20 protein-coding genes are annotated in these 24,360 nt (G+C 61.4%); 2 read left to right on the top strand and 18 right to left on the bottom strand.

Translation table 11 applies throughout. The features are described from left to right. Positions 1 to 7: 7 nt before the first annotated feature. From JO015_21360 to JO015_21310, 11 genes are all read right to left on the bottom strand, one after another. The gene (locus tag JO015_21360) at positions 8 to 2,080 is read right to left on the bottom strand and encodes a polysaccharide biosynthesis tyrosine autokinase (GenBank protein MBW0001653.1); all 2,073 of its coding nucleotides are present in this window, start codon (positions 2,078 to 2,080) and stop codon (positions 8 to 10) included. A 23-nt stretch (positions 2,081 to 2,103) separates the two neighbouring features. Then, positions 2,104 to 2,784, bottom strand: a complete 681-nt coding sequence (locus JO015_21355; protein ID MBW0001652.1) for a polysaccharide biosynthesis/export family protein — start codon at positions 2,782 to 2,784, stop codon at positions 2,104 to 2,106. Next, complete coding sequence (locus JO015_21350; GenBank protein MBW0001651.1) at positions 2,774 to 4,144, bottom strand: hypothetical protein; 1,371 nt, start codon at positions 4,142 to 4,144, stop codon at positions 2,774 to 2,776. The genes JO015_21355 and JO015_21350 overlap by 11 nt, the downstream gene beginning before the upstream one ends. A 183-nt stretch (positions 4,145 to 4,327) precedes the next feature. Beyond that, positions 4,328 to 5,734, bottom strand: a complete 1,407-nt coding sequence (locus tag JO015_21345; GenBank protein ID MBW0001650.1) for a sugar transferase — start codon at positions 5,732 to 5,734, stop codon at positions 4,328 to 4,330. A 135-nt stretch (positions 5,735 to 5,869) separates the two neighbouring features. Then, positions 5,870 to 6,943, bottom strand: a complete 1,074-nt coding sequence (locus JO015_21340; protein ID MBW0001649.1) for a glycosyltransferase — start codon at positions 6,941 to 6,943, stop codon at positions 5,870 to 5,872. Position 6,944: 1 nt separating this feature from the next. Further along, positions 6,945 to 8,099: a glycosyltransferase family 4 protein gene (locus JO015_21335; GenBank protein ID MBW0001648.1), complete on the bottom strand. Its 1,155-nt coding sequence runs from the start codon at positions 8,097 to 8,099 to the stop codon at positions 6,945 to 6,947. Next, positions 8,099 to 9,211, bottom strand: coding sequence for a glycosyltransferase family 4 protein (locus tag JO015_21330; protein ID MBW0001647.1), 1,113 nt, complete (start codon positions 9,209 to 9,211; stop codon positions 8,099 to 8,101). The genes JO015_21335 and JO015_21330 overlap by 1 nt, the downstream gene beginning before the upstream one ends. A 19-nt stretch (positions 9,212 to 9,230) precedes the next feature. Beyond that, positions 9,231 to 10,709, bottom strand: a complete 1,479-nt coding sequence (locus JO015_21325) for an oligosaccharide repeat unit polymerase (GenBank protein ID MBW0001646.1) — start codon at positions 10,707 to 10,709, stop codon at positions 9,231 to 9,233. 7 nt (positions 10,710 to 10,716) lie between these two features. Continuing rightward, entirely contained in the window at positions 10,717 to 11,874 is a 1,158-nt protein-coding gene (locus tag JO015_21320; GenBank protein MBW0001645.1) for a glycosyltransferase family 4 protein, read from the bottom strand. After that, positions 11,867 to 12,805, bottom strand: a complete 939-nt coding sequence (locus JO015_21315; GenBank protein MBW0001644.1) for a glycosyltransferase family 2 protein — start codon at positions 12,803 to 12,805, stop codon at positions 11,867 to 11,869. Before JO015_21315 ends, JO015_21320 begins: the two co-directional genes overlap by 8 nt. Then, positions 12,802 to 13,746: a glycosyltransferase family 2 protein gene (locus tag JO015_21310; protein ID MBW0001643.1), complete on the bottom strand. Its 945-nt coding sequence runs from the start codon at positions 13,744 to 13,746 to the stop codon at positions 12,802 to 12,804. Before JO015_21310 ends, JO015_21315 begins: the two co-directional genes overlap by 4 nt. A gap of 198 nt (positions 13,747 to 13,944) precedes the next feature. On the opposite strand from JO015_21310, the gene JO015_21305 reads away from it, so the two are divergent. Together JO015_21305 and JO015_21300 are read left to right on the top strand one after the other, a co-directional pair. Beyond that, the gene (locus JO015_21305; protein MBW0001642.1) at positions 13,945 to 14,769 is read left to right on the top strand and encodes a glycosyltransferase family 2 protein; all 825 of its coding nucleotides are present in this window, start codon (positions 13,945 to 13,947) and stop codon (positions 14,767 to 14,769) included. A gap of 258 nt (positions 14,770 to 15,027) precedes the next feature. Then, positions 15,028 to 15,975, top strand: a complete 948-nt coding sequence (locus tag JO015_21300) for a hypothetical protein (GenBank protein ID MBW0001641.1) — start codon at positions 15,028 to 15,030, stop codon at positions 15,973 to 15,975. On the opposite strand, the gene JO015_21295 is transcribed toward JO015_21300, so the two are convergent. The 7 genes from JO015_21295 to JO015_21265 all read right to left on the bottom strand — a co-directional run bounded on the left by JO015_21295 (position 15,915) and on the right by JO015_21265 (position 24,257). Continuing rightward, entirely contained in the window at positions 15,915 to 17,180 is a 1,266-nt protein-coding gene (locus JO015_21295) for a glycosyltransferase (protein ID MBW0001640.1), read from the bottom strand. The two genes, JO015_21300 and JO015_21295, sit on opposite strands and share 61 nt — an antisense overlap. A 6-nt stretch (positions 17,181 to 17,186) precedes the next feature. After that, positions 17,187 to 18,143: a glycosyltransferase family 2 protein gene (locus tag JO015_21290; protein ID MBW0001639.1), complete on the bottom strand. Its 957-nt coding sequence runs from the start codon at positions 18,141 to 18,143 to the stop codon at positions 17,187 to 17,189. 19 nt (positions 18,144 to 18,162) lie between these two features. Then, the gene (locus tag JO015_21285; protein MBW0001638.1) at positions 18,163 to 19,137 is read right to left on the bottom strand and encodes a glycosyltransferase; all 975 of its coding nucleotides are present in this window, start codon (positions 19,135 to 19,137) and stop codon (positions 18,163 to 18,165) included. Between the two features lie 54 nt (positions 19,138 to 19,191). Continuing rightward, the gene (locus JO015_21280; protein MBW0001637.1) at positions 19,192 to 20,448 is read right to left on the bottom strand and encodes a polysaccharide pyruvyl transferase family protein; all 1,257 of its coding nucleotides are present in this window, start codon (positions 20,446 to 20,448) and stop codon (positions 19,192 to 19,194) included. A 353-nt stretch (positions 20,449 to 20,801) separates the two neighbouring features. Beyond that, positions 20,802 to 21,653: an ABC transporter permease gene (locus JO015_21275; GenBank protein ID MBW0001636.1), complete on the bottom strand. Its 852-nt coding sequence runs from the start codon at positions 21,651 to 21,653 to the stop codon at positions 20,802 to 20,804. A 23-nt stretch (positions 21,654 to 21,676) separates the two neighbouring features. Further along, positions 21,677 to 23,377, bottom strand: a complete 1,701-nt coding sequence (locus tag JO015_21270) for a hypothetical protein (GenBank protein MBW0001635.1) — start codon at positions 23,375 to 23,377, stop codon at positions 21,677 to 21,679. 97 nt (positions 23,378 to 23,474) lie between these two features. After that, positions 23,475 to 24,257 carry a hypothetical protein gene (locus JO015_21265; protein ID MBW0001634.1) on the bottom strand — a complete coding sequence of 261 codons (783 nt, stop codon included), beginning with the start codon at positions 24,255 to 24,257 and terminating at the stop codon, positions 23,475 to 23,477. Positions 24,258 to 24,360 lie beyond the last annotated feature (103 nt).

Below are 24,360 nucleotides of genomic sequence, written 5' to 3'. Positions count from 1 at the left end.
TGCCGAATCAGAACGGGTTACGTTCCGGCAGCCCCGTGCCTGCAAAAGGCTGGTCTTCCAGCGAGTAGGCGTAATGGTAATAGCTGTGCCCGGTATCCCGCTTGCTGACGGAATTAACCACCACCCCGGGTACTTCGACCTGGCGCATCCGGAGTTCCTCCAGTGCCTTTTCGGTTTCGCGGGGGCGGCTGTGCCGCAGGCGGACAACGAAGAGCGCCCACTCGGCCTTGGCCGCCATCGTTGGGCCATCGTCGGTTGCAAGCACGGGTGGGGTATCGAGGATCACGTAATCGAACTGTCTGCAGAGTTCATCGAGCGTGCGATCAAAGTTCGACCGGAAAATCTGTTCACTGACGTTCGGGACCCGGTTTCCGGACGGGAGCAACATCAGGTTCTGCATCCGCGTGGTGTGGATGCTCTGCTGAACGGAACTTTTGCGCATGAGAAGGTCAGAGAAACCGGGACCGGTTTTGACCTTGAGCAACTGGTGCAGCTTCCCGCGCCGGAGGTCCGCGTCGATCAGTAACACGCGCGAATTGGTGGCCGCGAGCGCAATGGCCATGTTTACGGCGATGGTCGATTTACCCTCGTTCGGGAAGGCGCTGGTGACCGCGATGCAGCGCCGGTCGCGCACGCTCGGCGGAAGCAGCATGAGCGTGGAACGAAGGTTCCGGAACGATTCGGCAAAACCGATGTGTTTGCGGGTACAATCGAGGACTGTCCGCTGGCGGCTAACCCAGCCGTCGTGCAGGATTCTCCCGAACACCGGCAAGCCGAGCGTCCGCTTGATCTGGGAAATGGTCTGGAAACGGCGCGCGAGCCGCGAGAACAGGGTCGTCGCGCCTACCCCGATCACAAGGCCGATCGCCAGGGACATAGCAAGCGTGACGAGTAGACGGGTGTGAACCGGAACAGGGGTCGATGGGCTCTCCAGGACGTTAATGACCTCCTGATCGACCTGCCGCGCCACATCAACGTTCTGGACGCTGTTAGTTAAGCGTTGGTAAGTTTCACGACTGGCAGCGAGCCGGTCCTTGAGCGTCTGGTATTCGGCGATGTTCTGGTTGAGTTGGCTGATCTTGTGCTCACGCTGCGAAATTTCGTCCTGCAACGCGGTCATCTCGCGGTCAATCGATTCGACCCGTTCCGTGTTCCCGTGTTGTATCTGGTCCTGCAGGAAACCGACCAGGTTTTGCGCCTCACGGATGCGGAGATCGATTTGCTTAATCCTGGGATGATCCCGACGCAGGTTGTTCTGCAGACGCGCTTTTTCCGCCTGGAGCATGGTCAGGTTTTGCCTGGCCTGGCGCAGTTGCTGGTCAGGCAATTGCTGTCCGGTCTGATCAGGCAGAACTCCGTTGAGATTGTTAGTGTCGGCGTCCTGAACGGCGCCGGCCGCCGCCGCGTTCGGGTCCGGGGCTCCCGTTACGGCGATCGACTTCTGCAAACGAAGGTCGGCGTAACGCTTGCGCAAACTCGCCAGGTAAGCGGTTTCGGCCGTAACCTCGTCCTCGAGCGAGCCCACACTGATCTTTTGCTGAAAGCTGTTCAGGTCCCGGGTGGCGGCGTCAACCTCTCCGCGGACCCGCACCACTTCCTCGGTCAACGCGGAAACGGCTTCCCGAGACTGCTCCGAACGCATTCGTTTACGGAGCTCGATGTAAGCCCGGATGGCTTCCTGGAGGTAAGCACGGGTGTAATCCGGGTCGGTGCTGGTGGCCTCCACGATGAACACCGTCGTTTTCGGAACGGCGGTGGCTTGAAGTTCCACCCCTTTTTCCGGCGGCAGCTTGCCCTGTTGCCGGAGTGTCTTGTCGGCCTCACGGCAAACGTCCCGGCTTTGCATGACGGCTGCCTGGGTGCCGACAAAATCCGCCGCGGCGGCTTGCTCACTGTACACGGACGCTGACGGGATGTTGAGTTTGCCGCCTACAACCATTTTTGCGCCTGACTTGAATTCGACCGGCGACAGCAGGTGTATCGCGTACCCGCATCCGAGGGCGACGATAGTGATGACCAGGATCAGCCACCAAAAACGCCGAATTTCAAAGAGAAAGGCTTCGAGATCAAAAGATTCCATAAAACTACCGCCCTGCAGAGCGCTCACCAGTTGATAAGACGTGCCGGCACCATGATGACATCACCGGGTTTCACCGTGAAATCGAGGTCGCCGCGTGCCTTGTCCAGTACCTGTTTCACATCGACGCGGTAGACTTTCTCCCCGGAGCTGGTCTTCCGGAGAACTTTCACTTTACGCCGGTTCGCGAAATCCGAAAAGCCGCCGGCGCGCAAGATGGCGGTCGTTACGGTGAGTTGTTCGTTGGCCGGGATTTCAAGCGGCCCCTGACGGCTGACTTCACCGGTCAGGTAGATGGTCCCGGGCGACTGCACCGTACGCCGGTCGAGCGCGATCAGCACGGTCGCCTTTTTGTAAAGGCCGCTTTCCAGCACGCGTTTCACGTCGTACGCCAGTTCGCGAGGGGTTTTGCCGGCTGCCGGTACCTTGCCCGCATAAGGGACTTCCACCTGGCCGGAGTCGCTGACGGTCAGGCTGACGGGTTGCTCCTCGTCTTCGACGATTCGGAAATTGAGTTGGTCGCCGATGTTGATGCGGGTGATACCGTCGAGTTGGTCCATCGATTTAACCACCCCGGTCAAACCGATGGACGAGATGCCGCTTGTCGTGGACGCGGTGGAAATTCCCGACGGGACGGCTTGAGCTGAGACGGAGCTCGCAGAAAACGCCAGGACGGCAAAGACGGTCAGGACGTGACTAAAACGCATAATTAACACTGAGTGTGACCTCGTTCTGATTGTAACTTCCGCTGCCGGCAGCCTCGCTGACCAGTCGCCCATTGCTGACGAAAGTGAAACCGCCGTTGTTCGATGACCGTTGAGTGTACCGGTATTGCACGGCGGTTGAAAGCTTCAGACCTAACCGGTAGGTGATACCCGTGAGGATACTGAATCGGCTGTAATCGCCCCCGTTCAGCGGGCTTAACACCGTTCCATCCTCGTAATAGCCTTCGAGGTTGAGCCAAACGCGTTTATTAAGGCGGTAATTTGCGCCGATGCTGACCAGGGTGCGCTCCGTGGGCGTAAGCCCGTCCGCATAATCCAGGTCATGCGAGACCGATGCGGTCAGGTTGACGAGCCGGGTCAGCTGATTTCTAAGCACCGCACTGACGTAGTAACCTGACGTGGGCGGCTGCGGCTCGTTCAGGAAAACCACGCCGACGTCAGGGTAACGTACACTGAAAAAGTTCACGCCTGCTTCGAGTTGGAAGCTGGTCAGACGTGTGAGCTGCATCTTCAGAAATGCACCCGGGCTGATGGCGTCGACCTCGGTTGCGGATGTCCCTGAGCTCTGGCTCGCAGAAAACGACGGGCCGAACGAGACGGTGGGTGTCAGTTGGTACGCAGCTTGCAGGCTGCCGCGGATGGTGTTCCGGTCGCCGTTCGTGACGGAGGTGAGGGGGATCTGGTTATCGGTGCGGGCACTTTGGGTGACGTAGGTGTCATCGATTAGCAGCGTCAACACGAGTTTGTTCAGGTCCCAGTCAACCGCGGTGCCCACGTCGTTGCGGAAACGGTTGAGGTCGAACACGTTGGTGGCCGTGGGGTCGGTAGTCGGATCTTGAATCAGGGCAAAACGATCATACAGGCGGATCCGAAAATCCCCAATGCCCACCAGCCAGCTGATTTGCGAATCGGGCGCCACGGCGAGGCTGAACCGGTTGCCCCCGCTGCCGGCCAGCACCTGTCCGAATGATGCACCCAGGCGGAGGTGGAGCGAGTTGTGGATTGTGAATGGCCAAAGCAGGTCCAGGTTAAGAGTTTCATTTAACTGCAGCCGCGGACTGGTGGAGGTGTTCGAGAGGGCGGCGTTATCGATATAGAAGAGGGATACGCCGGCGTCCAGGTTGCCTTGCACGGGCCCGAACCTCACCAGCGCGCTTTCGGTATAAGGCTCGAAATCAGCGGCGCCGAGTGCGCGCGAGAGGGACGCGCGTACCGGTTCCTGGGCCTGAGCGGCCGGGCCTGAGACGAGCAGGAACATCAGGGCGCCGATTCCCAACGCGCGGGACCATCCTTTCATCAAGGGCGCAGCTGCCGGACCTGGCGTGGTGACGACTGGGATCATCGTGGATTCAGGTCTGCCCGTTGCAGACGGCACGCCGCCGGACGTTCCCGGCGGGACGAGACCCGGGCGCGGGCCTGTAAACGGGAAGGGGAGCCGCGGCGCACGGACAAAAATGCGTTCGTTAAAGAAGTCTCTATACGGTGCGAATGAGTGAATTTAACGGCCTGTTCCCGACCGGATTAACTAACGGCCCTTGGCAAATAACACGGTCTGCAGCGTCTTCAGGATGATCGCGAAGTCAAGCGCCATCGAATAGTGCCGGATATAATAGAGATCGTACTTCAGTTTTTCTTCGGCATCCTCACTGCTGGACCCATAGGAATAGTTAACCTGGGCCCAACCGGTAATGCCCGGGCGGACCAGGTGACGATAACCATAAAACGGGATTGCGCCGTCATAACGTTCCACGCATTTGATCCACTCTGCCCGCGGCCCGATGATGCTCATATCGCCGCGAAGCACGTTCCAGAGCTGCGGAAGTTCATCCATGCGGGTCTTGCGCAGGATTTGCCCGATCCGCGTCACGCGCGGATCCCGGTCTTCCGTGTAGATCGAGCCGGTCTCGGCGCCTTTGCGCATCGAGCGAAACTTGAAAAGCGTGAAAGGCCGGCCATCACGCCCGATCCGCGTCTGCCGAAAGATCGCCGGACCCGGGCTTTCGAGACGCACCACGAGAGCAGTCAGCAGCATCAGCGGCGCACAAAAGATCAAACCGGCTACCGCGACCGCAAAATCGAAAACGCGTTTAACGTGATCGTAGATTGAATCGCGAACCAGCAGCGACTCGCGCGCGAACGCCCACCAGGCTTCGATGCTTTGGACGGGAACCTGCCGCCAGAACGTTTCATGGAACGATTCGAGCGTGTAGACCGGGATGTGCCGGAAGTGCACGTAAGCCAGAAACTGCCCCAACTGCGGGTCCAGGCTGGATGGCTTATACCCGATGATCAGGCCGTCGGCATTTGCGTTCAGGTGCGGGAAGGCATCCTCGAAGTCGGAAAAAGTCCGCAGCTCCTGATCCATCCTCCGCTGTCCGAAAAGGACGGCAAACCGCGCCGCGCTGTCGGCGGCGGCCAGGAGAACAAAATGGCGGCCCGCATGGTGAGTGCGCAACGCCCCCGTGATCCACCGGCGGGTCGCCAGGGCATGGACGCCAAACACCAGGAACGCCAGGAAGAAAAACAGGCGGCTGGGCTGCTGGGTGACCGAGCCGAAAGTGCACAGGCCATAAACCAATGTGGCCGAAACCATCATGGCGACCGCCAGACCCAGAAAGTGTTCAACCGAATAAGACAAGCTGAGCATGTTGGTACGCCGGTCATACCCGCCCAGGATGTGGAAAGTCAGTACGGTGACAATCGCCGGGATAACTATCATCTGCCAGACAATCTCGCCCGGTGTCCCGAACAGCAGCGTTCGGAGCTCGGAAAAGATCAGGAAGATAGCCGGCCATGCAAGCAGATCGTTACTGACCAGTGTAAACGCCGGTAACCAGCTGATTCCCCAGCCTAGCCCAGTGCGCCGTTCATAAACGTTCGGCGCGCCTGTCCTCCTTAGCGTTAAATTTGATAAACTTCCTGTCGACATCATTGGCATAAACCCCGGAATGCCTCCTTTTTACGAGACTGAAGCGGCTATCAAAGGCCGGTATCATTTCCAAGACGCAGCGGCGAACGAGCGGCTCGTGGGATGGTTCGACCCGCATATCCCATATCCTTTATAAAATCAATGATTAAAATTCTCCCTATTAACATTTGGTCCCCTGAACGTACCGGGAACGCCGAACTCCGACGCTGCTTCGTACAACGAACGGTACCCCGGCCGGAGGTGCTCCCAACCAAATTCCCGGCGAGTGGCTGAGGCCAGGTTAGCACGCTGCACAGGATGCATTTTGCCCGCCTGCAAAATGCGCGTCAGGCATCCCCGGATCGATTCAGCGTCGGGACCTGCGACCGGCAAACCGTGCCTGCCGAGGAACTCAACCCAGGGCGTTTCGCGAGTGGTCAGAACCGGTGTGCCTGCCTGACACGCTTCCAGAATCGCCAACCCGAAGTTCTCCGAATAAGTGGGAAGGCAGAAGAGATCCGCCCCTTGAAGGTAACTCCACTTGCGGTCGTCCCAAACGGCCGGAAGCCAGTCAATGCGGGGCAGTTGTGCCTGATTTGCCTTCGCTATTCTTTTGAGGCGGCGGGTGTAAGCTTCCGGGCCGTCGCCCACCACAACGAGCCGGTAAGCGTCTGGATCCAGGTTCAGGCTGGTGAGGGCCGCGAGCAGCAGGTGCATGCCCTTTTTGGGGTGAAGACGGGAAAGGTAAAGCAGCACGAACTCATGCGCCGCCCAACCCAGGCCGGCGCGCGCTTCCTTATAACTTACTTGTTTCGAGCAGGTTAATCCGAGCGGTAAGGTAACGATGGAGGGGCTGAACCTGAACCGTCGCAGGTTGGAGGCTTCAATCCGGCTTGTTGCCAGAAGCGCGCCGGCCCGGTTCAGCACCGAACGTTCCCGAAGGTAAAAGTAGGGCCACTTTTTCCACCAGCGATGCCGCCATGCCCACGGTTCCAGCATGCCGTGTGGGGACACGACGTAGCGCAATCCGCGCCGGCGGCACTCGCGGGCGAGTCGGATAAACCGGGGTTGCCACAGGCCGTGCAGGTGTACTGCATCCAGGCCGTCGAGCGTGGCGGGTTCGACTACAATTTCAAGGCCGGCAAGGGGCAGTTCTCTGGCTAAACCGGCGATGGCCAGATCCAAGCCTCCGGCGCGCAGCGGCGCGGGTGGAATAAAATAACCGATGCGCATATTAATTCGCCGCGGTGGCCAGTTCGTACAGGTAGATGTAATCCCGCGCCATGCGCTCGACCGAATATTGGCGCGCCGCGAGGTCGCGGCAGCGCTCGCCGAGTGCTTGTCTGCGGGAGCTGCAGGCAAGCGTGGTGATCCACCCTTCTTCACCCGCGCGGAGGACGCCTGCAGATTTTAAAAATTCTAAATCATCATACAAATTAGACGTCACCACGCACGGCAGACCCGCCGCCATCCCTTCCAGCAGTGCCAATGGAAGGCCTTCGTACGCAGCGGCATGCAGCAAAAAATCGGCTGCGGCGTAATAGGGGAGCACGTCCTGTGCCCAACCGGGGGTCAACACGCGCTCGTCCAATGCGTGCCTGATAACCTCGGCATCCCATTGCGGCCGAAGCGGTCCGTCCCCTACCCAGCAAAACCTGGCCCGAGGTTCAACGGCGGCAACCTGCGCGGCATGCTCAAGAAATAACAGGGGCCGTTTCTGCTCGACCATGCGGCCTACCCCAAGGCCGAGCAAATGGCCGTCGTGCAGGCCGAGTCGCAGCCGCGTTTCCTGCCGGAGACGGCTCAGCCTCTGCCGGCTCGGGAGCGTTACACCATTCTCCACGAGGGTGGCGCTTCGGCCGTTGCGCCATCCCAGAAAACGATTCAGGTCTGACCGGCGGCTTGCGCCGATGGCGACCAGCCGGCCCGGGTACCGGTGCAGGAGGGCGCGCGCTACCGCGTCGCGCGCCCAGCCGTGGCGGGCGTTCAGGTACCGGGCGGTCTGGGTTACGTGGATGGTGCAGACCGTCGCCAGGGAGGCGAAGCGTGCGGCCCAGATCAAGTCGAGCCCGTCTTCGAGGTTCTGTTTGTTCAGGTGAACGACGTCCGGCGCAAGTTTTCTCCAGGCAGCCGCCACGCGCCGGCCGGACCGGAGGTCGACGGCATCACTGAACGAGCGAAGCCGGCGGTCGTACGTATTAAGGTAGGACTCCCGGTGTACCGGCCCGATCGGGACGAACCTGCGTGCAAGTTCGTCCATGCGCGGGTGGTCCGAAGCCCACAGGCCCGGTTCGTGGCCCAGGCCGCGCAGCGACTCCGCCAGGCTCAGGAGGAAAAGCTCGCCGCCACCCCGCGATCCCGAACTGGAAGAAACAAGGAGGATTCGCATCACCGGGGGCTGTTGCTGAGATCAGAAAGGACCGTCACCCACTTTTCCGCACCACGAACCGGCGTCCAATCCATGGCCATTTTCCGGGAAGCCGCCCCGTACTGGCGGAGCAGGTGCGGCCGGGTGATGAAATGCTCCATCGCGCCGGCGAGCGCCGCACTCCGGCCGGTGGCAAAGCGGATCCCGTTAACGCCGGGTTTGATCAGGTCAACGCCGGCTCCCACCGCTTCGGAACAAATCACGGGCAGGCCCGCACCCAGGGCTTGGTTGACGACCACCCCCCAGCCGTCGTAACGGCTCGGCAGCACAAACACATCCGCCTCGGAAAAGAGTTGCGGCAGGTGCTCGGGGTCAGAGAAACCTTCGTAGCTGATCCGTTCCCGAGTGGCGATGGAGAGGTTGGCGAGCATGCGGTCCAGGTCCGCCCGGCGCCCCGCCAGCCGCAAGCGGGCGCGGTGTCCGTTTCGAATCAGCTGGTCAAATGCCTCCAGCAAAACGTCTACGCCCTTGCGCGCGATCAACTGGCCGCAAAACAGAAAAACCATCCCGGCATGCAAGGGATCGGTTGAGGGATCGGTTTTAGGCGGCCGTTTGGAGAAGGCCGCCAGATCGCAATGGTAGGGGACATTGAAGCAAGGGGTGCCTGGAAAACGGCCCTGGTAAGCCGCTTGCGCGCGCGAGCCGATCGCGACGATCGCATCGACGTTGCGGATGGGGTCGGATAAGACGCGCTGGATGCGGGCCCGCCCTGAGCTGCATTGGTCCCGGAGTGCCTCGGCCCAGAAAAGCAGCCGCTGGCGCTTTGGCCGGAACCGCAGCAGCCATTGCGCAACCGATGAAGTCAGCGAATTCAGCGCTACAAAATCGTGCCGTTTGAGCGAAGGCATCTTTGTCACGACGTGGAATCTGGCGCCGGCGATCGAGAACCAGAAGCCGGGTAGGATCGTTTCGTACGGCTGCAGCGGCACTTGCGGCCAGGGAGAATCCGGGGCGCTCGCTTCAAGGTAGTAAACCTGCAGCCGCAGGTCGGGCCGGGCGTTCAGGGCGCGAAAGAGGTCGCGCTGGTAAGGCGACGGTACGACCGAAATGACGCCGAGATCAAAAGTGTGCATGTCCGTTGCGAGAAGCCCCTCAGCGGCCGGCGCCTGCGTGATGATCCTGCGCGTCGAAAAGCGGCCCTAACGCCGTCCCGCGCGGTTCGCGCCTGGGTTTTGGGTTTAACAGCATGGCCAGGACCATGGCGGCAATCGTCGGCAGGATAGCCACGCTGAACACGTAAAGGCTGCGCATGGAAATGGCGATGGCCAGGAAGCCGGAAGCGTAAATCAGAAGGCCGAGACCTGAAGACAAGCCAACGGCGAAACGAGCCCACCAGCCCGTCAGCGCACCGAAGAGCAGCCCGGTGATGACGACGGCCAAAGCGCCGCCGGCCATGTAAGCTTCACCGATGTAGGTTGAAGAGATGGTCATTTGCGGATCGACCCCGAGTGCGTCCTCCATCGACACGCTTAACCCTTCCGGCTTGCCCGGCCAGAGGGCCCGCGGGATGGGGTGGGTGAGGGCGACGTATGGCACTTCCAAGCCCAGAAAGTCGTGCGCGGACGGAAAAACCTCCGCCAACTGGGCCACGTTAACCAGGTTGAGGTCCACGAAAAAGCTCTCAGTCTCAGAAACCCCAACGCTGAGCTTCGGCATGGCCCGCGCCTCGGATCGCATCCTGAGGTAACCTTTCAAACCCACCGTGCGGGTCTCGAGCATAATTTTTGAAGAGACGAAAAAGCCGGCGGCGGCGCACACGCATAGAAGGCCGAATTCCAGGATCCGTTTGCGGGTGAGGCTAAGGCTGTAAGCGATCAGAAAGGTGATGAGGTAGGCGGCCAGCACGTTGCGGGTTGAGCCGGCGAGGCCCATGAACAGGCAAAACGCGTAAACGAGCGCCACCGCCATCCAGGTCAAGGGCCGGTATTTTTCCCGATTGGACAGGATCAACCCGGCGACGGGCGGCACCAGGTTGACCATGGCGCCCAGTTCATTGAGGAGGGCGCGAGCGTCTCCGTACCGTCCACGGCCCCAAGGCTGGGTGAAGCGCGGTCCCATCATCGCGTCGATCATCTTGAGGACGTTGAAATTGACGGCCAGCAGCATGTAGAAGGTGCCCAGGAAAAAGCTGAGCCAGAAGACGGTAAGCAGGACCCGCGGCGGCGTCGGCCTCTGGACCAGGTCTTCCAGGAATTTCGGGGCGCGCGGTGCGAAGTGCCGGCCCACCACCATGGATCCGAAAGCCAGAAACGCCAGGGCGCACGCGGTGTGCATCGATTTGGCGTGAACCATTTCGTTTACCTCCGGCTGGGGCAGGAGGAACTCAAAGAAAGTCAGGCCGTACAGCGCCAGCAACGCAACAATATCAGGCCGGAGGAGGGCTTTCCAATTGCGCACGGTTTCGAAGCCTGTCGCCACGGCGAAGGTGCCGGCCAGGCACAGGGCGCCGTGGGAGGCGACCTCGGTGGACGTCTCGCCGAAAAGCATGAAGTACGAGAGGAAGAGGCCCGCCAGCCAGCAAACGGTAGCTTCGCCATTCGGGCGGGAAACAAGTTTCGTTCCGTCAATCATGAGGCTCCTATGAGGCTGATACCGAAGCGACCGAACTGCCGAGCGCGTGCTCGGAGAGGCGGTAAAGGGCCCTGGCCGGACCGGTCCAGGAATAATCGCCGTCTACTCGTGTTGGTTGGCCGGCCCAGAACTCGAGCTCCACCGCTAACGCGTCTGGGGCCCTGGCCGGAAATACGGAACCGTTTATCCTTATATCGATCAAATCTCTGGCGCCCACGGCATCACTCACCACGCACGGTGTTCCGCAGGCTAATGCCTGAACTACCACCAGGCCGAACCCCTCTTCCAGAGAAGGCAACACCAGGACCGAGGATCGCCTCATCTCGTCCGCCAACCGTCGCTGGCTCACCGGCCCGTGAACCGTCAGCGGGGTAGCGCCGCGATAGCCGGCAAGCTCGGCTTTAACCTCGTCACCGACGCCTCCGAAAACATCAAGCGCCCAGTCCGGCCGCCCAACCTTTTCCAAAGCGCGGAGCAGGGTGCCAAGGTCCTTGCGCAAACTGACCTGGCCGGCGAAAAGGATCCGGAACGTGCCGGGGCTGCCCTCATCCGAAGCCGGAAAGAAGACGTCGGGGGCCGCGCCGTAAGGCACAACCCAGATCCGTTCCGGCCGGACGCCGAATGCGACGAGTTGATCGCGCACGACGGTTGAAGCCGCGCAGTGCCGATCGGCCAGGGCATACTCTTCCTCCTCCCGGCGCCGGAAAGCAGCGTCGTAAACGGTCGCTCGCTCGATGGAGAGTCCCGCCTTTTCGTACTCCCGGCGCATGACCTGCACCCAATGGCGCGACGGGCCCGTGGCATGATTCAGCACCGTCGTGACCCCGAGGGTTTTGGCCCGGCGGAAGATCTCCCCGGCCTGGCCCGGGATAGCGTGCACGAAATGGTGTCTGGCCAGCGCGCCGGCCACCCACCGATCGAAATGCCGGTCCTGCCACACAAAAAGGGTCCGGGCACGCGGCCGGAAACGTTCGGGTATCCGCAGGAGCCCGTAAGTGACAACGGTTCGCAGGCTGTGAGTCCGCAGGCGGGTGGGGTGCGGTTCCTCCAGCCGCCACGCGGGATAGCCGCTGTAGAACGTCGTGTGAACCCCGAGCGCCGTCGTCGCCTGCGCGAGCGGGTAGAGGTGACAAGGGTTGGTAGCGGCAAACGCGAGATCAACCATGGCCTAACAACTCCTGCATGCAATCCAGGGGTAGGTGCCCGCCGTTCTTAAGGGTGCGGAAGGCGAGGTAAGTCCGGCTCCTAACCGGGGCCCGCAGCCCGAGGGTCCGCCGCGCGATCGGGATGGCCGCACAAAAGCCTTGCACCACGGGAACCGCGCCGTCGCGACGCCAGGCGTAAACGAGTGTTTTGACGATGGTCGATCCGAGGTGAATCGGGAACCACGGCCAGGGCACATTGTAGATCGCAAAGAGAACGGCGTTCTGCGCGCCGAGCCGCCAGAGCTTCAGCCGGTCTCGCACCGGCGATTCGTGATGGTCGATCAGAGCCTGAAACCCGTTCCGGATAAAGCGCCGTTTGTCCAGCAGGCGGATGGCGAGATCAGCTTCCTCGTGGTGCATGAAAAACGGTTCCCGATACCCGCCCGCCTGCAGGAAGTTGTCGCGCCGGAGGATGACCATGCCGGCGTAATAGTCCGTGGTCACAAAAGTGCCGCCGGCCTGCGGTGCAGCCGTCGTGATCCGGCGGTCCAGCCGGACGTTTACGAACGGCAGCGTAACCCCGGCAATCTCCGGGCGGTCAAACAGTTCCAGGGTCCGTTCGATGGCGTCGGTGGTCGTGAGGACGCAGTCATCGTCCAGGGTCAGAAGAAATTCGCCGGTGGCGGCCCTCGCGCCGGCGTTGCGGGCGGCGGCCGGTCCGCGACTTACTTCCCGGCGCAACGTCCTGACCTGCGGGAACTCGGCGCCCAGCATCGCGGCTGTGCCATCGGTCGAACCGTCATCGACGCAGATGATTTCCGAGCGGACGGTCTGTGCCTGCAAGGCGTGTAATACCCGGCGCAGCAGTTCCTTGCGGTTCCTGGTGGGAATCACGGCCGAAACCCGCGCTCGGGCTTGCGCCGGCGATTGGTCGTCAGCAGCTTCGCTCATCCGTAGCTCGGTTGGGTTGTTTCGCCGGCGGTTTTTCCCATTCCGGCGCTGGTGGAAAGCAGCGGCAGCGCCGGGCAGGCCAGCAAAAATTTCCAGCGTCGCAACGCCAGGTGCCATCCGAAGGTTCGACGATAAAGGTGCCAGGCCTGCCGCCATTGGCCGCGTTTCAGGCCTTCGACGACCGGTGGCCGCACGGCTCGGGTAATCAAAGCGAGCCGTTCCCGGCGGCGAGCATTACCTCCGGGGTAACGCCCGCGCCGTTCTTCGTCCACCAGGTGATTGATCCCCTGCAGGGTCCGCGTAAAGTTCCCCACCGCGCTGGGGCCGTGACGCCGGTAGCCGAAGGTGCGCGGGTGCCGGATCCAGACAAAACCCGGTTCTGCGCCGAAATGGAGCGCGAAATCGAGGTCTTCGGCGTTCATGTGGCTTGGTTCAAAGCGCGGCCGGCGATGCCGGCGGACGAGCAGGCACGAGGCCCCCAGCCAGATCGGGTGCGTCGCCGAGGCGAAGTAATCGGGGAAAAAGCGTGCGTCGAGTTCACCTGCCGCTGCAACGGCGGCAACGGCGATTTCCGAGTCATCGGTAAACCAGAAAGGAGAGCCGGCGATAAAACCGGCGCCCGGGTACTGCCCTAAAACCTGCCGGTAAACTGAAAAGGTCCACGGCAGCCAGACGTCGTCGCTGTCCAGAAAAGCCACATACTCGCCGGAAGTCGCGTCCAGGCCGAGGTTACGCGCGGCGCCCGGGCCGGCTTGCGCCTGCTGAAGGAAGGTCACCTCTCGCCCGCTCTTACGCACGACTGATTCGGTGTCATCGGTGGAACCGTCATCGACCACGATGACCTCGAGCAGGCCGTCCGGCCTTGGCGGGAGCGAATCCAAAGCGCGTGCCAGGAGGTGGCACCGGTTGTGCGTCGGGATAACGACCGAAATAACAGGCATGCGTCAGCGCCTATAATGAAACATTACAAATTTCACAAGTGCAAAAATTACAAAAATGAGAGGCTTCAAGCACGCGCGGCACGCGCGATGATGACCGCGGATATTTTTTGACTGGATGCCCGCTTTGATTACCTGTTCTACGCATTATAGCCAATGAGACCGAACCTGCCGCATCCGGTTACAGCGCTTCCCTGACTGATGTCTCGCAATTTTAAGATCCATTGCATCTGCGTCGTCAAAAACGAAGGCGATATCCTGCGCGCCGGTCTACAGGCTGCCTCCGAGTGGGCTGACCGGATTATCGTCTACGACGGCCAGAGCGACGATAACACGTGGGACATCGCCTGCAGTATGGCCGGCGAAAAGATCGTCCCCTGGAAGCAGGACGGCAAGGTCTTCCAGGAAAGTCTGCGTGCGGAGGTCTTTAACGCCTTTCGGGACGGATCGCGTTCGGGCGACTGGTGGTGTCACCTGGATGCGGACGAGTTCTATGTGGAAGACCCGAGGCGGTTCCTGTCCCGGGTGCCGTGGCCCTACCACGTCGTCTGGGGGATTGCCGTCGAGTTCTATCTGACTGAAAAAGATGTCGCTCCCGACTACCAGTTGCGGCCGGAGGTGCCGGAGGCGGACCTCGGCCGGCTCACGTATTACTCCGTCAACAACTCGGAACCTCGATTTTTCCGGGACCGCGAGCGGTTGGTCTGGCCGGCGAACACGGGTTGGCCGCTGAATATGGGCCCGGTTTACCCGAAGCGCCTGCTTTACAAGCACTACAAATACCGATCGCCGGAACAGACGCAGCTACGACTGCAGACGCGGCTCAAATCGGTGGCGGGCGGCTTCACCGGCTGGGAGCATGCCCGGGCGGCCGTCTGGCGTGAAAAGCTGCAGGCCTCCGCCGGCCTGAAACAACAGAATTCGGATGCGTTTGAATATGATGCCGGGAAGCTGCCGAAGCACCTCGATCCTTTAGTGAAACGTTCTGCAAAATTGTTGGCACACGGGTTAGGCGTCTTGCCGTGAAAACAGTTCTGCAGGACGAAATGGCGGTTTGCAAGGAGCACGAGGTATGAGCCGGCCGGCTGAAACGGCAAGTTCCAGGTTGGATGGTTTCGATGGAGACGGCGAACCGATTGCCGCCGGGCAACGGGGGAGGCCCGGCACCCCGGAACGCCCGCTCGAGCGAGGGCACCGCACCGGCCACGGCTTGAAAGATCATACACAACAAAGGAAGGGAGGGCTGCGTTCGTTCTCGCGTGAACCCCGGAAACGCACCCCGCCATGGACGCCCGATTCGCGGTCATTCTCCCGGTAGGCCCGGCAACGGAGGAAATCGTCCGGGCTCGCGACCTGCTGGATTCGCTGCAGGCGTATGAGGCCGGGAATTTTACGTTGGTTTTGGTGGATGACCATGCTGGCGCCCGGGATCTGGACCGTGAAATTGCCGGTGAGGCCGATTACCCTCGCGTGGTGACCACGAACCCTCGAAGGGGGCGGGGCAGCGGCTGGGGTTCAGGGGCGGCGGCCGGGACCCTGGCGGCCCTCCAAACCGTGGTGGGGCTTCCGGATGATCACGACTTCGTCGTCAAGCTGGACACCGACTCCCTGGTGATTGACGCGTTTTCCGAACGCGTTCTGGAGGCATTTCAACGGCGGCGGGAGATGGGGATCATGGGCGCTTACCAGTTTAGTCCCGCTTCGGACCGGGAGAGTTCATCAGCCCCGGCCCTTGAAAAGCTTTTGCGGCAGTGGGCCGTCTGGCGGCGGACCCCGCTTGGGGGAACGGCGTTGCAGGTGGGTTTTCTGGGCCGGTACGGGCGCATCCGCAACGTCATCCGGCGCGCCTTGCTCAATGGGTATCGCTTGGGCGAACACTGCTCAGGTGGCGGGTATGCCATGTCGATGCGGGCCGTCCGGGCTCTCGAAACGGAGGGGCTTCTGGATGACCCGCTGCTCTGGTTGAAAACCCCGTTAGGGGAAGATACGGTCCTGTCGCTCTGCGTTCAGGCCGTCGGCTTTTGCATTCAACAGAACGAAGCTGAACGCGAGGTTTTTGGGGTGAAGCACCTGGGCCTGCTGGCCGCTCCGGAGGAACTGGGGCGACGCGGTTACGCCATCATCCACAGCGTGAAGGATCACAAGGAATACCGCGAAGGGCAGACGCGTGCTTATTTCAGGCAGATGCGCTCAGTGGCGCGGCCCGGCGCGGCTTCTTGCAGGCTCCGGTAAAGCTCCACCAGCGCGTCGTTTCGCTCTTGCAGGTCATACTCCCGCTCCACGTATTCCCGTCCTGCCCGGCCAAGTTCGGGCCAGCGTTCAGGCTGCGAGATGGCGTGGTGCAAGGTGGCGGCGAGCGCGTCGCTGTCACGTTCGGGCGCCAGAAAACCGGAGCGCCCGTCCAGGATGCTTTCGGGAAAGCCGTTGTGCCGGGTACAGATCACCGGCAAACCCATGGCCTGGGCTTCCTGCAAGACCATGCCCTGGCCTTCAACGTCGCCATTCGGGCCTTCCACGCTGGCGAGGAGGAACAGGTGCGAATCGGCGAAGATCTGACGAACCTCCGCCTCGTTTTTCCAGCCGAGCAACCGGATGCTGGCGCCGGCTCCCAGCTCTTGGATCAGCTGAGCAAGGCGCCCCCTCAGGTGGCCGTCGCCCACGATATCGTATCGCACGTTGGGGAAGGCGGGCAGGATTTTTGCCACCGCCGGAATGGCGTATTCAAACCCTTTTTTCTCGGTGAGCCGCGCCACCGTCAGAATACGCAACGGACCATCCGCCGTCGGCCGGCGTTCCCGAAACGGGAACTTGGCGAGGTCCGTCCCGAGCTTGAAGCGGACGAGTTTCCGGGCGTCGCAACCGGCCGCCACCAACCGGTTTCGGATGTAGAGGCTGGAACAGGTGAACGCATCGCCGTACCGGAAGAGGCCGGCGTAGATGGAATGGCCGCGTTCATGGAGGTATGAAGAGATATCATAGCCGTGAAAAGTCGTGATAAGCGGACCGCGAAGTGCGTCAACGCTGCGCAAAAGCTGCGCAAAAAGGCCTGACGGCCCGAAGTGACTGTGGATCACGTCATACTCCGGCCGGCCGATAAAGGGGCCGAAACTGGTGAACTGCGACAGGCTCAGGGCATCGCGCCCAAACCGGAGGGGGTTCAGGGCCCGGAAGGGCCGGAGCCGCCGGGTTCGCAACGCGCGAACCGCGGTTTGCGCGGCAACGGCCAACCGGCGTACCCGGTCCGGGGTTGCCTCCACGTAACAGGTCCGCTCATGGAGACGGTAACGTTCGAAGTCCGGATGAACCGAACCTGCCGGGGGCCGGGCCAGGGCGAAGATGTCCACCTCATGGCCGCGATCAAGCAACCCGGTGATCTGATTGAGAATAAACGTTTCGGACAAGACCGGAAACGGGCCGACGATAAAGGCAATTCGCATCTCGATTCAGCCTCCGGCGGCGAGGAGCCGAGCCCGTCTCTTTGCATACCACCGTCGCGCCCGAAAGACCACTTCCGGTCCGAGAAAGCGGCCAACGAGGCGTTCCGGCAGAGAGCGGCAGGATTCGTATCGCTGGTTGCAAAGGCGCGCCAAATAGATCCAGCGGCGCGCCTCACGCCGGTACGCGTCGGCTTCGGGTCCGGCGGCGTCGAAATAAAACATCCAGGCAACGTAAAGCGCCTGGTTACCGATGGTTTTACGGTGCCGCCGGCTGAGTTTATGGTAACAGCGATGCAGGTACCAGCGCCGGTAAGGCGCCTGCGCCAGCGTCGGGCGGGACCGCGTCAGTGATCTCGCGTGTTTGGTCCAGGTTGCAAGCGGTTCATCGATGTAGCCGAAACGGACGGACGTTTCCGCGATGCGGGCCAGCAAATCGCGGTCCTCGCTGAAGCGCATCTGGTCGACGAAGCCACCCGCAGCCTTGATCAGATGTTTGGGGAACACGAGCGCATCGAGGTGGATGAATTGCCTGATCATCAGCGCCACCAGGTTGTCCGTGGTCGCCACCTCCGGAAAGCGCAGGACCGAATCAGGTTCCGAGCCGTCCAGGTATACGACCCGCAGGGCGCAAGCCGCCCCGTGATCGGGCGAAAGCAGGGCGTCGCTCATTCGTTCCACGAAACGGGAGGAGAGCCAATCGTCGGCGTCATGGTAATGCACCCACGGCGAGGTGGCGGCCTCCAGCAGGCGATTGCGGGCGAACCCCGGGCCGCGCGTCCTCGAGCCTCGAAGCACCCTGGCCCCAAATCGCCCGGCAAGTTCTGCCGACTTGTCGCTGCTATGGTCGTCGTAGACGATCACCTCGTTGAACGGGGTGGTCTGGCGATTGATCCGGTCAAAAAGTCCCGGCAGAAATGCGGCTGCATTGTAGCAGGGAATCAGCAATGAAATCGCCTTGCTCATCGGGGTCGTCATTGGGAAATCAGGCCGCTGCAGCGGCCGTGTTGCGTCGCGTGAGGCGGGCGAGCTTTTCGGCAGCAGCAAAGCCAAGCACACGAAGCGTAAACCGGTACTTCCACGGTGCAGCCGGCCCGTCCAGGGTGATCAACCCTTCCCGTCGTCGATCCAGGAAAAAGTTCCGCGCCAGCACGAGATCCTGGGCGGCGAGCGTGCGCGCCATTTCGAAGCACGCAACTCCGGCCAGGCGCCGATAATGGGGGAGGTCGTCGGGCGCCGCCGTTGCCAGCCAGTCAAGGAAGGCGTGGATCAGCCGGGTCTTGCCGAGCACGACGCCGGACTTATCCCTTCTGCAAACCGTGTTTTCGGACCAGAGCCGGTAGATCGCGCGCGGCCCGTCCACCAGGGCGAAGTTCAATCCCGCCCGCAGCGCACGAAAATAAAGCTCGTATTCCTGGTTGAAGCGATAATCCTCATTCCAGCCCCCGATATCCAGAAGCGCCTCTCGGGACCAGAGGCAGCCACCGGTCTGCGGGAGATTCCAGCGAAGCCATTCCGCTTTCCAATCGACGGGCTGCGCAATTTGCTGCGCGCCGCGCCGGACGAGCCGGTCGCCGTGCCACTTTTCGAAGATCACCGGGCTGCAGATCACGTCGCGGCCGGCGGCCGCTTTTGCACCCAACTGGATGGCGATTTTCTCCGGCGGCAGTGAATCGTCCGCATCCAGAAATTGCACCCAATCGCCTGAGGCCAGACGCAATGCATGGTTGCGTGCCGCGTTGCCGCCGCGGCGTCCCTGGGCTACAAACCGGATCCGGTCGCCGAACTCACGGCAGAGTTCCGGGGTGGCGTCGGATGAACCGTCATCCACCACGATGATTTCCTTGTGTTCCCACGTCTGCGCCAGCGCGGCGCGAATTGTGTCCGCGATCCACCGTTCACAATTGTAAACGGGAATCCCGATCGTTACCTTTGCTATCCTGCCTTGAATTGATCCCATCGTGGTCACCATCCGGCGAATGCTCTACGCGATGCAGCGCACCGCGCAGTGGCCTTACCGGAATTGCGCCTCCAACCGGTCAAATACGCGCTCACGAAACGCGTCGTTGATGGCAACCTGTGCCGCCGCGCCCGCCAGAAGGCTTGGACGAACCCGGGGCGCATCTGACCAAAAGCCCGTGAGCGCTTCGCGAAGTTCATCCCGGAACGCGTCGACCGGCGTTTGCGCCCGGCACAAGATCAGCCGCGGGATACCCCCGAATTGTTTCTGCAGTCCCCGGAATTTCTGGACGTAGTATTCGCTGCCGGCCAGTCCGATGGCGGGAATTCCCATCGAGAGCGCAAAGACGGCCGCATGGTAAGAAGCGGTGATCACCACCCGGCAACGGCGGATCGCCGCGTAAACCGCCCCGAGTTCGAATGCGGGCGCCTCGAAGGGCACGGCACCGGCGCGCAACCTCGCGTTGGGTGCGAAGTCGCCCGGCGCGATCGGAATCGAGGTCATCCCGGCGCCTTGCCGGACGCAGAATTCATGTGCCACCTCCTTGATCACCGCCAAGTGCCGGGCGGCGAGCTCGGAGTAGTACTCGAGCCGGATGCTGACCCCAAGCGCATCCCCGAGTGCCGGCCGTCGCTCGGCAAATGCCCCGGCAACGGCATCGTCTCCGGTCAGACACAGGTCAGCTCCATCCAGTGACCAACCTTGCAGCAGTTGCAGTGAACTTCCTTCCCGAACCCCGATCGCGCAAAGATTGCGCATCGTTGCACGTACGGTCCTGAGGATGCGCGGCCGGTGAAGCGGGCCGATGCCCAGCCCGAAAGCTGCTGCCGGCACCTTGCGCCCGGACAGCGCCTCAAGCGTATTGGCCAGTTTGGTGGCCAATGATCCGAACGGATCGGCCAGGTAGCCGCCCCCGGCCCAGAAGTAAAGGTCGACTTCGCGGAGGAAATGCAGAAACGCCGAGACCGCGCCTTCGCGCGGTTTATCGCTGCGCGCCCCGAGTTCGATCAAGGGTGCAAGTGAAGGCCGGCCCGTCAGCCTGCGGTAGACGCGCGCCGGGCCTTGCAGCCGGGGCACCTTGGTCTCCACCAGCCAGCCCAGGGCGGCCGCTTGCGACCATAATTCCCGGCCGACCGGGTCCACGGCCGCCACGTCAGGCAACGTCGCCTTCAGGCGCTCGGGACTGGTGGCGAACGTAAAAATCCTCGCGCCGGGCCACCTCCGGCGAATCCCGCGACACGCCGCCATTAACATCGCCAGGTCACCCAGGTTCGTCAGTTCGGGTAAACCGTTATCGACGAGAACATTCATTTAAAATGCCACAAATTGAAGACGGGTGTCGAGTGTCGAGTGTCGAGTGCCGGTCACACGGAGAGCCGCGGCGGGAAGGGGAAGAGTTCGGGGCTCGGCGTTCGGAGTTCGGAGGCATCGTAGAAGCGGGTCCGATCTACCCCGAGGGTCACGTTCACACGGTGGGAAGACCGAATCATCCGCAGAACACGCAGAGGACGCAGAAAAGAGGAAGCATCCACAGATTACACAGATTGACACAGATTAAGGACCCGTGGGGCGAAGCCGCTCCGAACTCCGAACTCCGAACTCCGAACTCGACACCCGACACCCGACACCCGTCTTCCATTTGTGGCATTTTCTGCGGTGGCATTTTATATCGTGTCGATGAAGGTGCGCTCGGCCCGCTGGTACTGGAACAGGCCGGCAAAGAAGATCGATCCGGTCAGAATGATGGACCAGACGGTGACCGGGGCCGGCATGAATGGGGTACCGAGAAAGCCTGCGCGGAAATTCTCGATGACGGGCGCTACCGGATTTACCCAGATCAGCCAGGCGTACCTGGCCGGGATTTTCGAGGCGGGATAGATGATCGGGCTTGCGTACATCCAGATCTGCAGGCCGAAGCCGATGAGATGAACGAGATCCTGGTATTTCGCCGTGAACGATGCAAACAGCAGGCCGAAGCCGAGCGCCAGGACTGCCGATTGGAAGATCACCAAAGGCACGGTGACGATTGCAAGTGCGGTCGGGTAGACCGGCGCGCCGTTGACTTTGAAATAGGTGATAAACGCGATCAGGCTGACGAGTTGAACCGCGAGGGCAAACAGAGTGGACACCGTCGTGCTTAATGGCACAATCAGCCGCGGGAAAAACACTTTCGAGAACAGGTTGGCGTTGGTGAGAAACGTGGTCGCGTTAGTATTGACGCACTGGGAAAAATAGGCCCATACCGTCAAGCCGCTGAGGTAAAAAGCCATGGGAGGAATGCCCTCCGTCGATATTTTAGCCACGCCGCCGAAAATTACGGTGAACACCAGGGTAGTCAGCAGCGGCTGAATCACGAACCAGAGCGGTCCCAGTAACGTCTGCTTGTATTTCACCACGAAATCCCGCCGGACCAGCAACAGGAAAAGGTCCCGGAATTCCACCAGGCTTTCCCAATCCACCTTCAGCCAGTTTTGGCGGGGGCGAATTTCGATCTCGTAGCCCTCTCTTATTTGCATAACGGCCGTCCGCAGCGCTCCGTTTACCGTCGCCCGGAGTGCAAAGGCGCTCCTGCCGCTAAAGATAAGCGGCTTTTCATCAACAAATCTTTTTCTTCAGGCAAGAGCGCGCCCCGTGAAGCCGCTTCCAAAAGTTTCCTGGCGTCTTCCTGCTGGCCCAGGGCAGCTTTGATGATGCCGGCGTACAAGGCGTCATCCGGGTTGTTCAGGACGTCCGGGTTGATTTGTGCAAGCACCCGGGCGGCGTCGTCGAGATCGCCTTTTTGAAAAAGCGTGAAAGCGTACGTGGTGCCGAACTGCGGGTGGTTGCCCCGGTCATTCTCCCAGTTGTCCCGGGCCCAATCCAGGAATGACCCGTTCTTGATGCCGAGGAGAGAACCGAGCATCACGACATTGTTCTTGACGGCGCGATCGTTGAAATCGAGCTCCAGAAGCCGGTTGGCTACGCGGAACAGCCCCTGGGTATTTTGCTTCCGGCCATACCAGCGCCAGAGCGCCGCCAGCGCCTCACGCCGATCGGAGGAAGCATCCGCCGCGGCCCAGAGCGCGCTTTCAGCCTCGGTTTGCCAACCCCACTCCATGGCCAGGTGGAAGAGGACCGATACGCATTCCGCCTGCTGTCCGGCCCGGGCCAGGCTTTCGCGCCACGCATTCAGCGCTTCTGAAAGCACCAGGTTGCCCAGTTCACGGCGCGCCTTAAGGTTGTAGGCAACCCGCAGGTATTCATTTGTGCCCCAGTCCGGGGCCTTGGTCCACTCCTGGAGACCTGCCCAATCCTTCTGGCGCACGAAGGTGTCCGCCAGGATCGCTTTGAACCCCGGATCATTTGCCACGTGCGGGGTCACCTTGGAAACGACGCTGTGAGCTTCGGCCGGCAGATTTTTTGCATTCAACCAGCGCACCACCTCGGAAGCCGGCAACGGTTCGTCCTGGAAGCGGACGACGCAGTTATGCAGCAGTTGGTCGAACCTGGTTCGGTCCGTTTGCAGAAACAGATCCAGCGCGATGAGCACATCCTCAAACCGGACCTGCGGCAGCTGGAGCAAATAGTCCACATGCGGCTCGGCCCCGGTAAAATCGTGGTTCGAAATCTCGAAGGTGGCCAGCAGGCGGTGGCATTTTTCCGCGACGGACGGATCGGTGGCCAGGGCCGTAAGACCGGCCTTGGCGGACGAAACGCGGTCAGGTTGGCCGGAGGAGAGGTCGAGCGCGTCGAGGTTTAGACGGTCCGCATTGGTTGCTCCCGGCGCGGCCGCGGCCCGCCGGAAAAAATCATCCGCCTCAGACCGGTTGTTCATCGCCAGGGCCAGCACACCCGCATCACGGTAAAAGCGAAGGGAGCGGGCCGGCCCGGGCACGCGGTCGAGCGCGCTGCCGGCCGCTTGGTATTGCCGGGCGTTCATCGCGGCTTCGGCCAGGCTTAACCACGCCTCCGGAGATTGCGGCGCAAGCTTCGTCATCCGCTCGCGCCATTTCACCGCTTCCTCCGGCGACACCAACGCGCTGAGCTGCGCCATCAGATCGATGGCTTCGGCATTATTCGGATCGAGTTGGATCGCCCGGCGGACTGCGACCGTCGCCTCGTCGAGCTTATTATCCTTAAGCGCCTGGGCCGCGGTACGCGTGGATTGCTGGCTTTGCCACACGCGAAACTGATCCAGCAAACCGCCGTGAACCGGTGTAAGGCTCAGAAAGAGGAGTGCAGCCGCTTGAGGCCAAGTCATTTTTTCGAACGTTCAAGACAGTGCACCCCCGAAAGTGGGCCTCACCTTCGAGGGTGCAGACCTGGCTAATGGTTGGTCAAAGTCCGTGCCTTTCAGATCAGGCAATACCGGCCGTCCTGCGCTGATCCGCCTTGCGGAGCCAAAGCGCCCCGAACGCGCATGCCGCCAAGCCGATTGCAAGCTGGCTGGCCTCCGGCACCGGCGCGAATGAGAGGTTGCTGATGGCGAACCCGTGCAGGGCCCTGTTAGGCGTCGGGCTGGTAAAATCGAACACGATCTGATGCAGCGGCAGGTAACCGTACGCGACGCGCACGTTACCGGCACCGCTGTCCGGACCGTGATTCGGTGAAGGACCCGTACCGGTGACCGTGCTGCCCGTGACCGTGTTGTCCGCACCGGCCGTCAGGGCGACGCCCGGAGTGATAAACTGGATCTGGTCCACGAAATTGGCACGGTCACGGGCATCCACGTCGAATAAATCAAACGTGACATTTTTGACCCCTTGTTTGTACCCGGCAAAGTCGAGCGTGACTTCTACTGTGCCCGGCGTCGCACTCACGCCTGGCCTGTTGAAATTCGCTACGATGGCCAGGTTTGAGTTTCCGGACGGCAACCCTCCATCAAAGATGGTGTTGGTGACCGCCGGCGTCTGTAAGTGCGTAGGTCCGGAGCGAAACGCCGTGACGTTGCCCGACAACTGCACGGTGGCGTCTACGGCGCCGCCGTCTGAGGCCGTGAATGAACCCTGATAAGTATTCTGGTTCGTGCGGCTCAACGTACCTTGCGGTTGATCATTCCAATCGAGCGTTATGCTGGCTTGAGCGGTAAGACTGGCCAAGCCCAATCCCGCGCCCAAGCACATTATCCATAGTTTTTTCATGCTTTTCCGATTTTCATATGGGTGCTGAACCCACTTTACAACCCCCAATGCTATCAACCGTGCGGATAATAGCACTCATTAATGCAAAATTAATTAAAAATTT

The sequence above is a fragment of the Verrucomicrobiota bacterium genome (assembly GCA_019247695.1).
GTDB lineage: Bacteria > Verrucomicrobiota > Verrucomicrobiia > Chthoniobacterales > JAFAMB01 > JAFBAP01.
The sequence above is the reverse complement of the archived record's forward strand: the minus strand, read 5'-3'. Positions and strand labels throughout refer to the sequence as shown.

Bases quoted from the DNA above. Each gene is read 5' to 3' on its own strand.
- JO015_21340 (MBW0001649.1), bottom strand. From the start codon at position 6,943: ATGCGCATCGGTTATTTTATTCCACCCGCGCCGCTGCGCGCCGGAGGC.
- JO015_21290 (MBW0001639.1), bottom strand. From the start codon at position 18,143: ATGAGCAAGGCGATTTCATTGCTGATTCCCTGCTACAATGCAGCCGCA.
- JO015_21320 (MBW0001645.1), bottom strand. From the start codon at position 11,874: ATGGTTGATCTCGCGTTTGCCGCTACCAACCCTTGTCACCTCTACCCG.
- JO015_21275 (MBW0001636.1), bottom strand. From the start codon at position 21,653: ATGCAAATAAGAGAGGGCTACGAGATCGAAATTCGCCCCCGCCAAAAC.
- JO015_21360 (MBW0001653.1), bottom strand. From the start codon at position 2,080: ATGGAATCTTTTGATCTCGAAGCCTTTCTCTTTGAAATTCGGCGTTTT.
- JO015_21265 (MBW0001634.1), bottom strand. From the start codon at position 24,257: ATGAAAAAACTATGGATAATGTGCTTGGGCGCGGGATTGGGCTTGGCC.
- JO015_21315 (MBW0001644.1), bottom strand. From the start codon at position 12,805: ATGAGCGAAGCTGCTGACGACCAATCGCCGGCGCAAGCCCGAGCGCGG.
- JO015_21310 (MBW0001643.1), bottom strand. From the start codon at position 13,746: ATGCCTGTTATTTCGGTCGTTATCCCGACGCACAACCGGTGCCACCTC.
- JO015_21355 (MBW0001652.1), bottom strand. From the start codon at position 2,784: ATGCGTTTTAGTCACGTCCTGACCGTCTTTGCCGTCCTGGCGTTTTCT.
- JO015_21305 (MBW0001642.1), top strand. From the start codon at position 13,945: ATGTCTCGCAATTTTAAGATCCATTGCATCTGCGTCGTCAAAAACGAA.
- JO015_21280 (MBW0001637.1), bottom strand. From the start codon at position 20,448: ATGAATGTTCTCGTCGATAACGGTTTACCCGAACTGACGAACCTGGGT.
- JO015_21270 (MBW0001635.1), bottom strand. From the start codon at position 23,377: ATGACTTGGCCTCAAGCGGCTGCACTCCTCTTTCTGAGCCTTACACCG.
- JO015_21300 (MBW0001641.1), top strand. From the start codon at position 15,028: ATGGACGCCCGATTCGCGGTCATTCTCCCGGTAGGCCCGGCAACGGAG.
- JO015_21285 (MBW0001638.1), bottom strand. From the start codon at position 19,137: ATGGGATCAATTCAAGGCAGGATAGCAAAGGTAACGATCGGGATTCCC.
- JO015_21335 (MBW0001648.1), bottom strand. From the start codon at position 8,099: ATGCGAATCCTCCTTGTTTCTTCCAGTTCGGGATCGCGGGGTGGCGGC.
- JO015_21295 (MBW0001640.1), bottom strand. From the start codon at position 17,180: ATGCGAATTGCCTTTATCGTCGGCCCGTTTCCGGTCTTGTCCGAAACG.
- JO015_21345 (MBW0001650.1), bottom strand. From the start codon at position 5,734: ATGATGTCGACAGGAAGTTTATCAAATTTAACGCTAAGGAGGACAGGC.
- JO015_21330 (MBW0001647.1), bottom strand. From the start codon at position 9,211: ATGCACACTTTTGATCTCGGCGTCATTTCGGTCGTACCGTCGCCTTAC.
- JO015_21325 (MBW0001646.1), bottom strand. From the start codon at position 10,709: ATGATTGACGGAACGAAACTTGTTTCCCGCCCGAATGGCGAAGCTACC.
- JO015_21350 (MBW0001651.1), bottom strand. From the start codon at position 4,144: ATGATCCCAGTCGTCACCACGCCAGGTCCGGCAGCTGCGCCCTTGATG.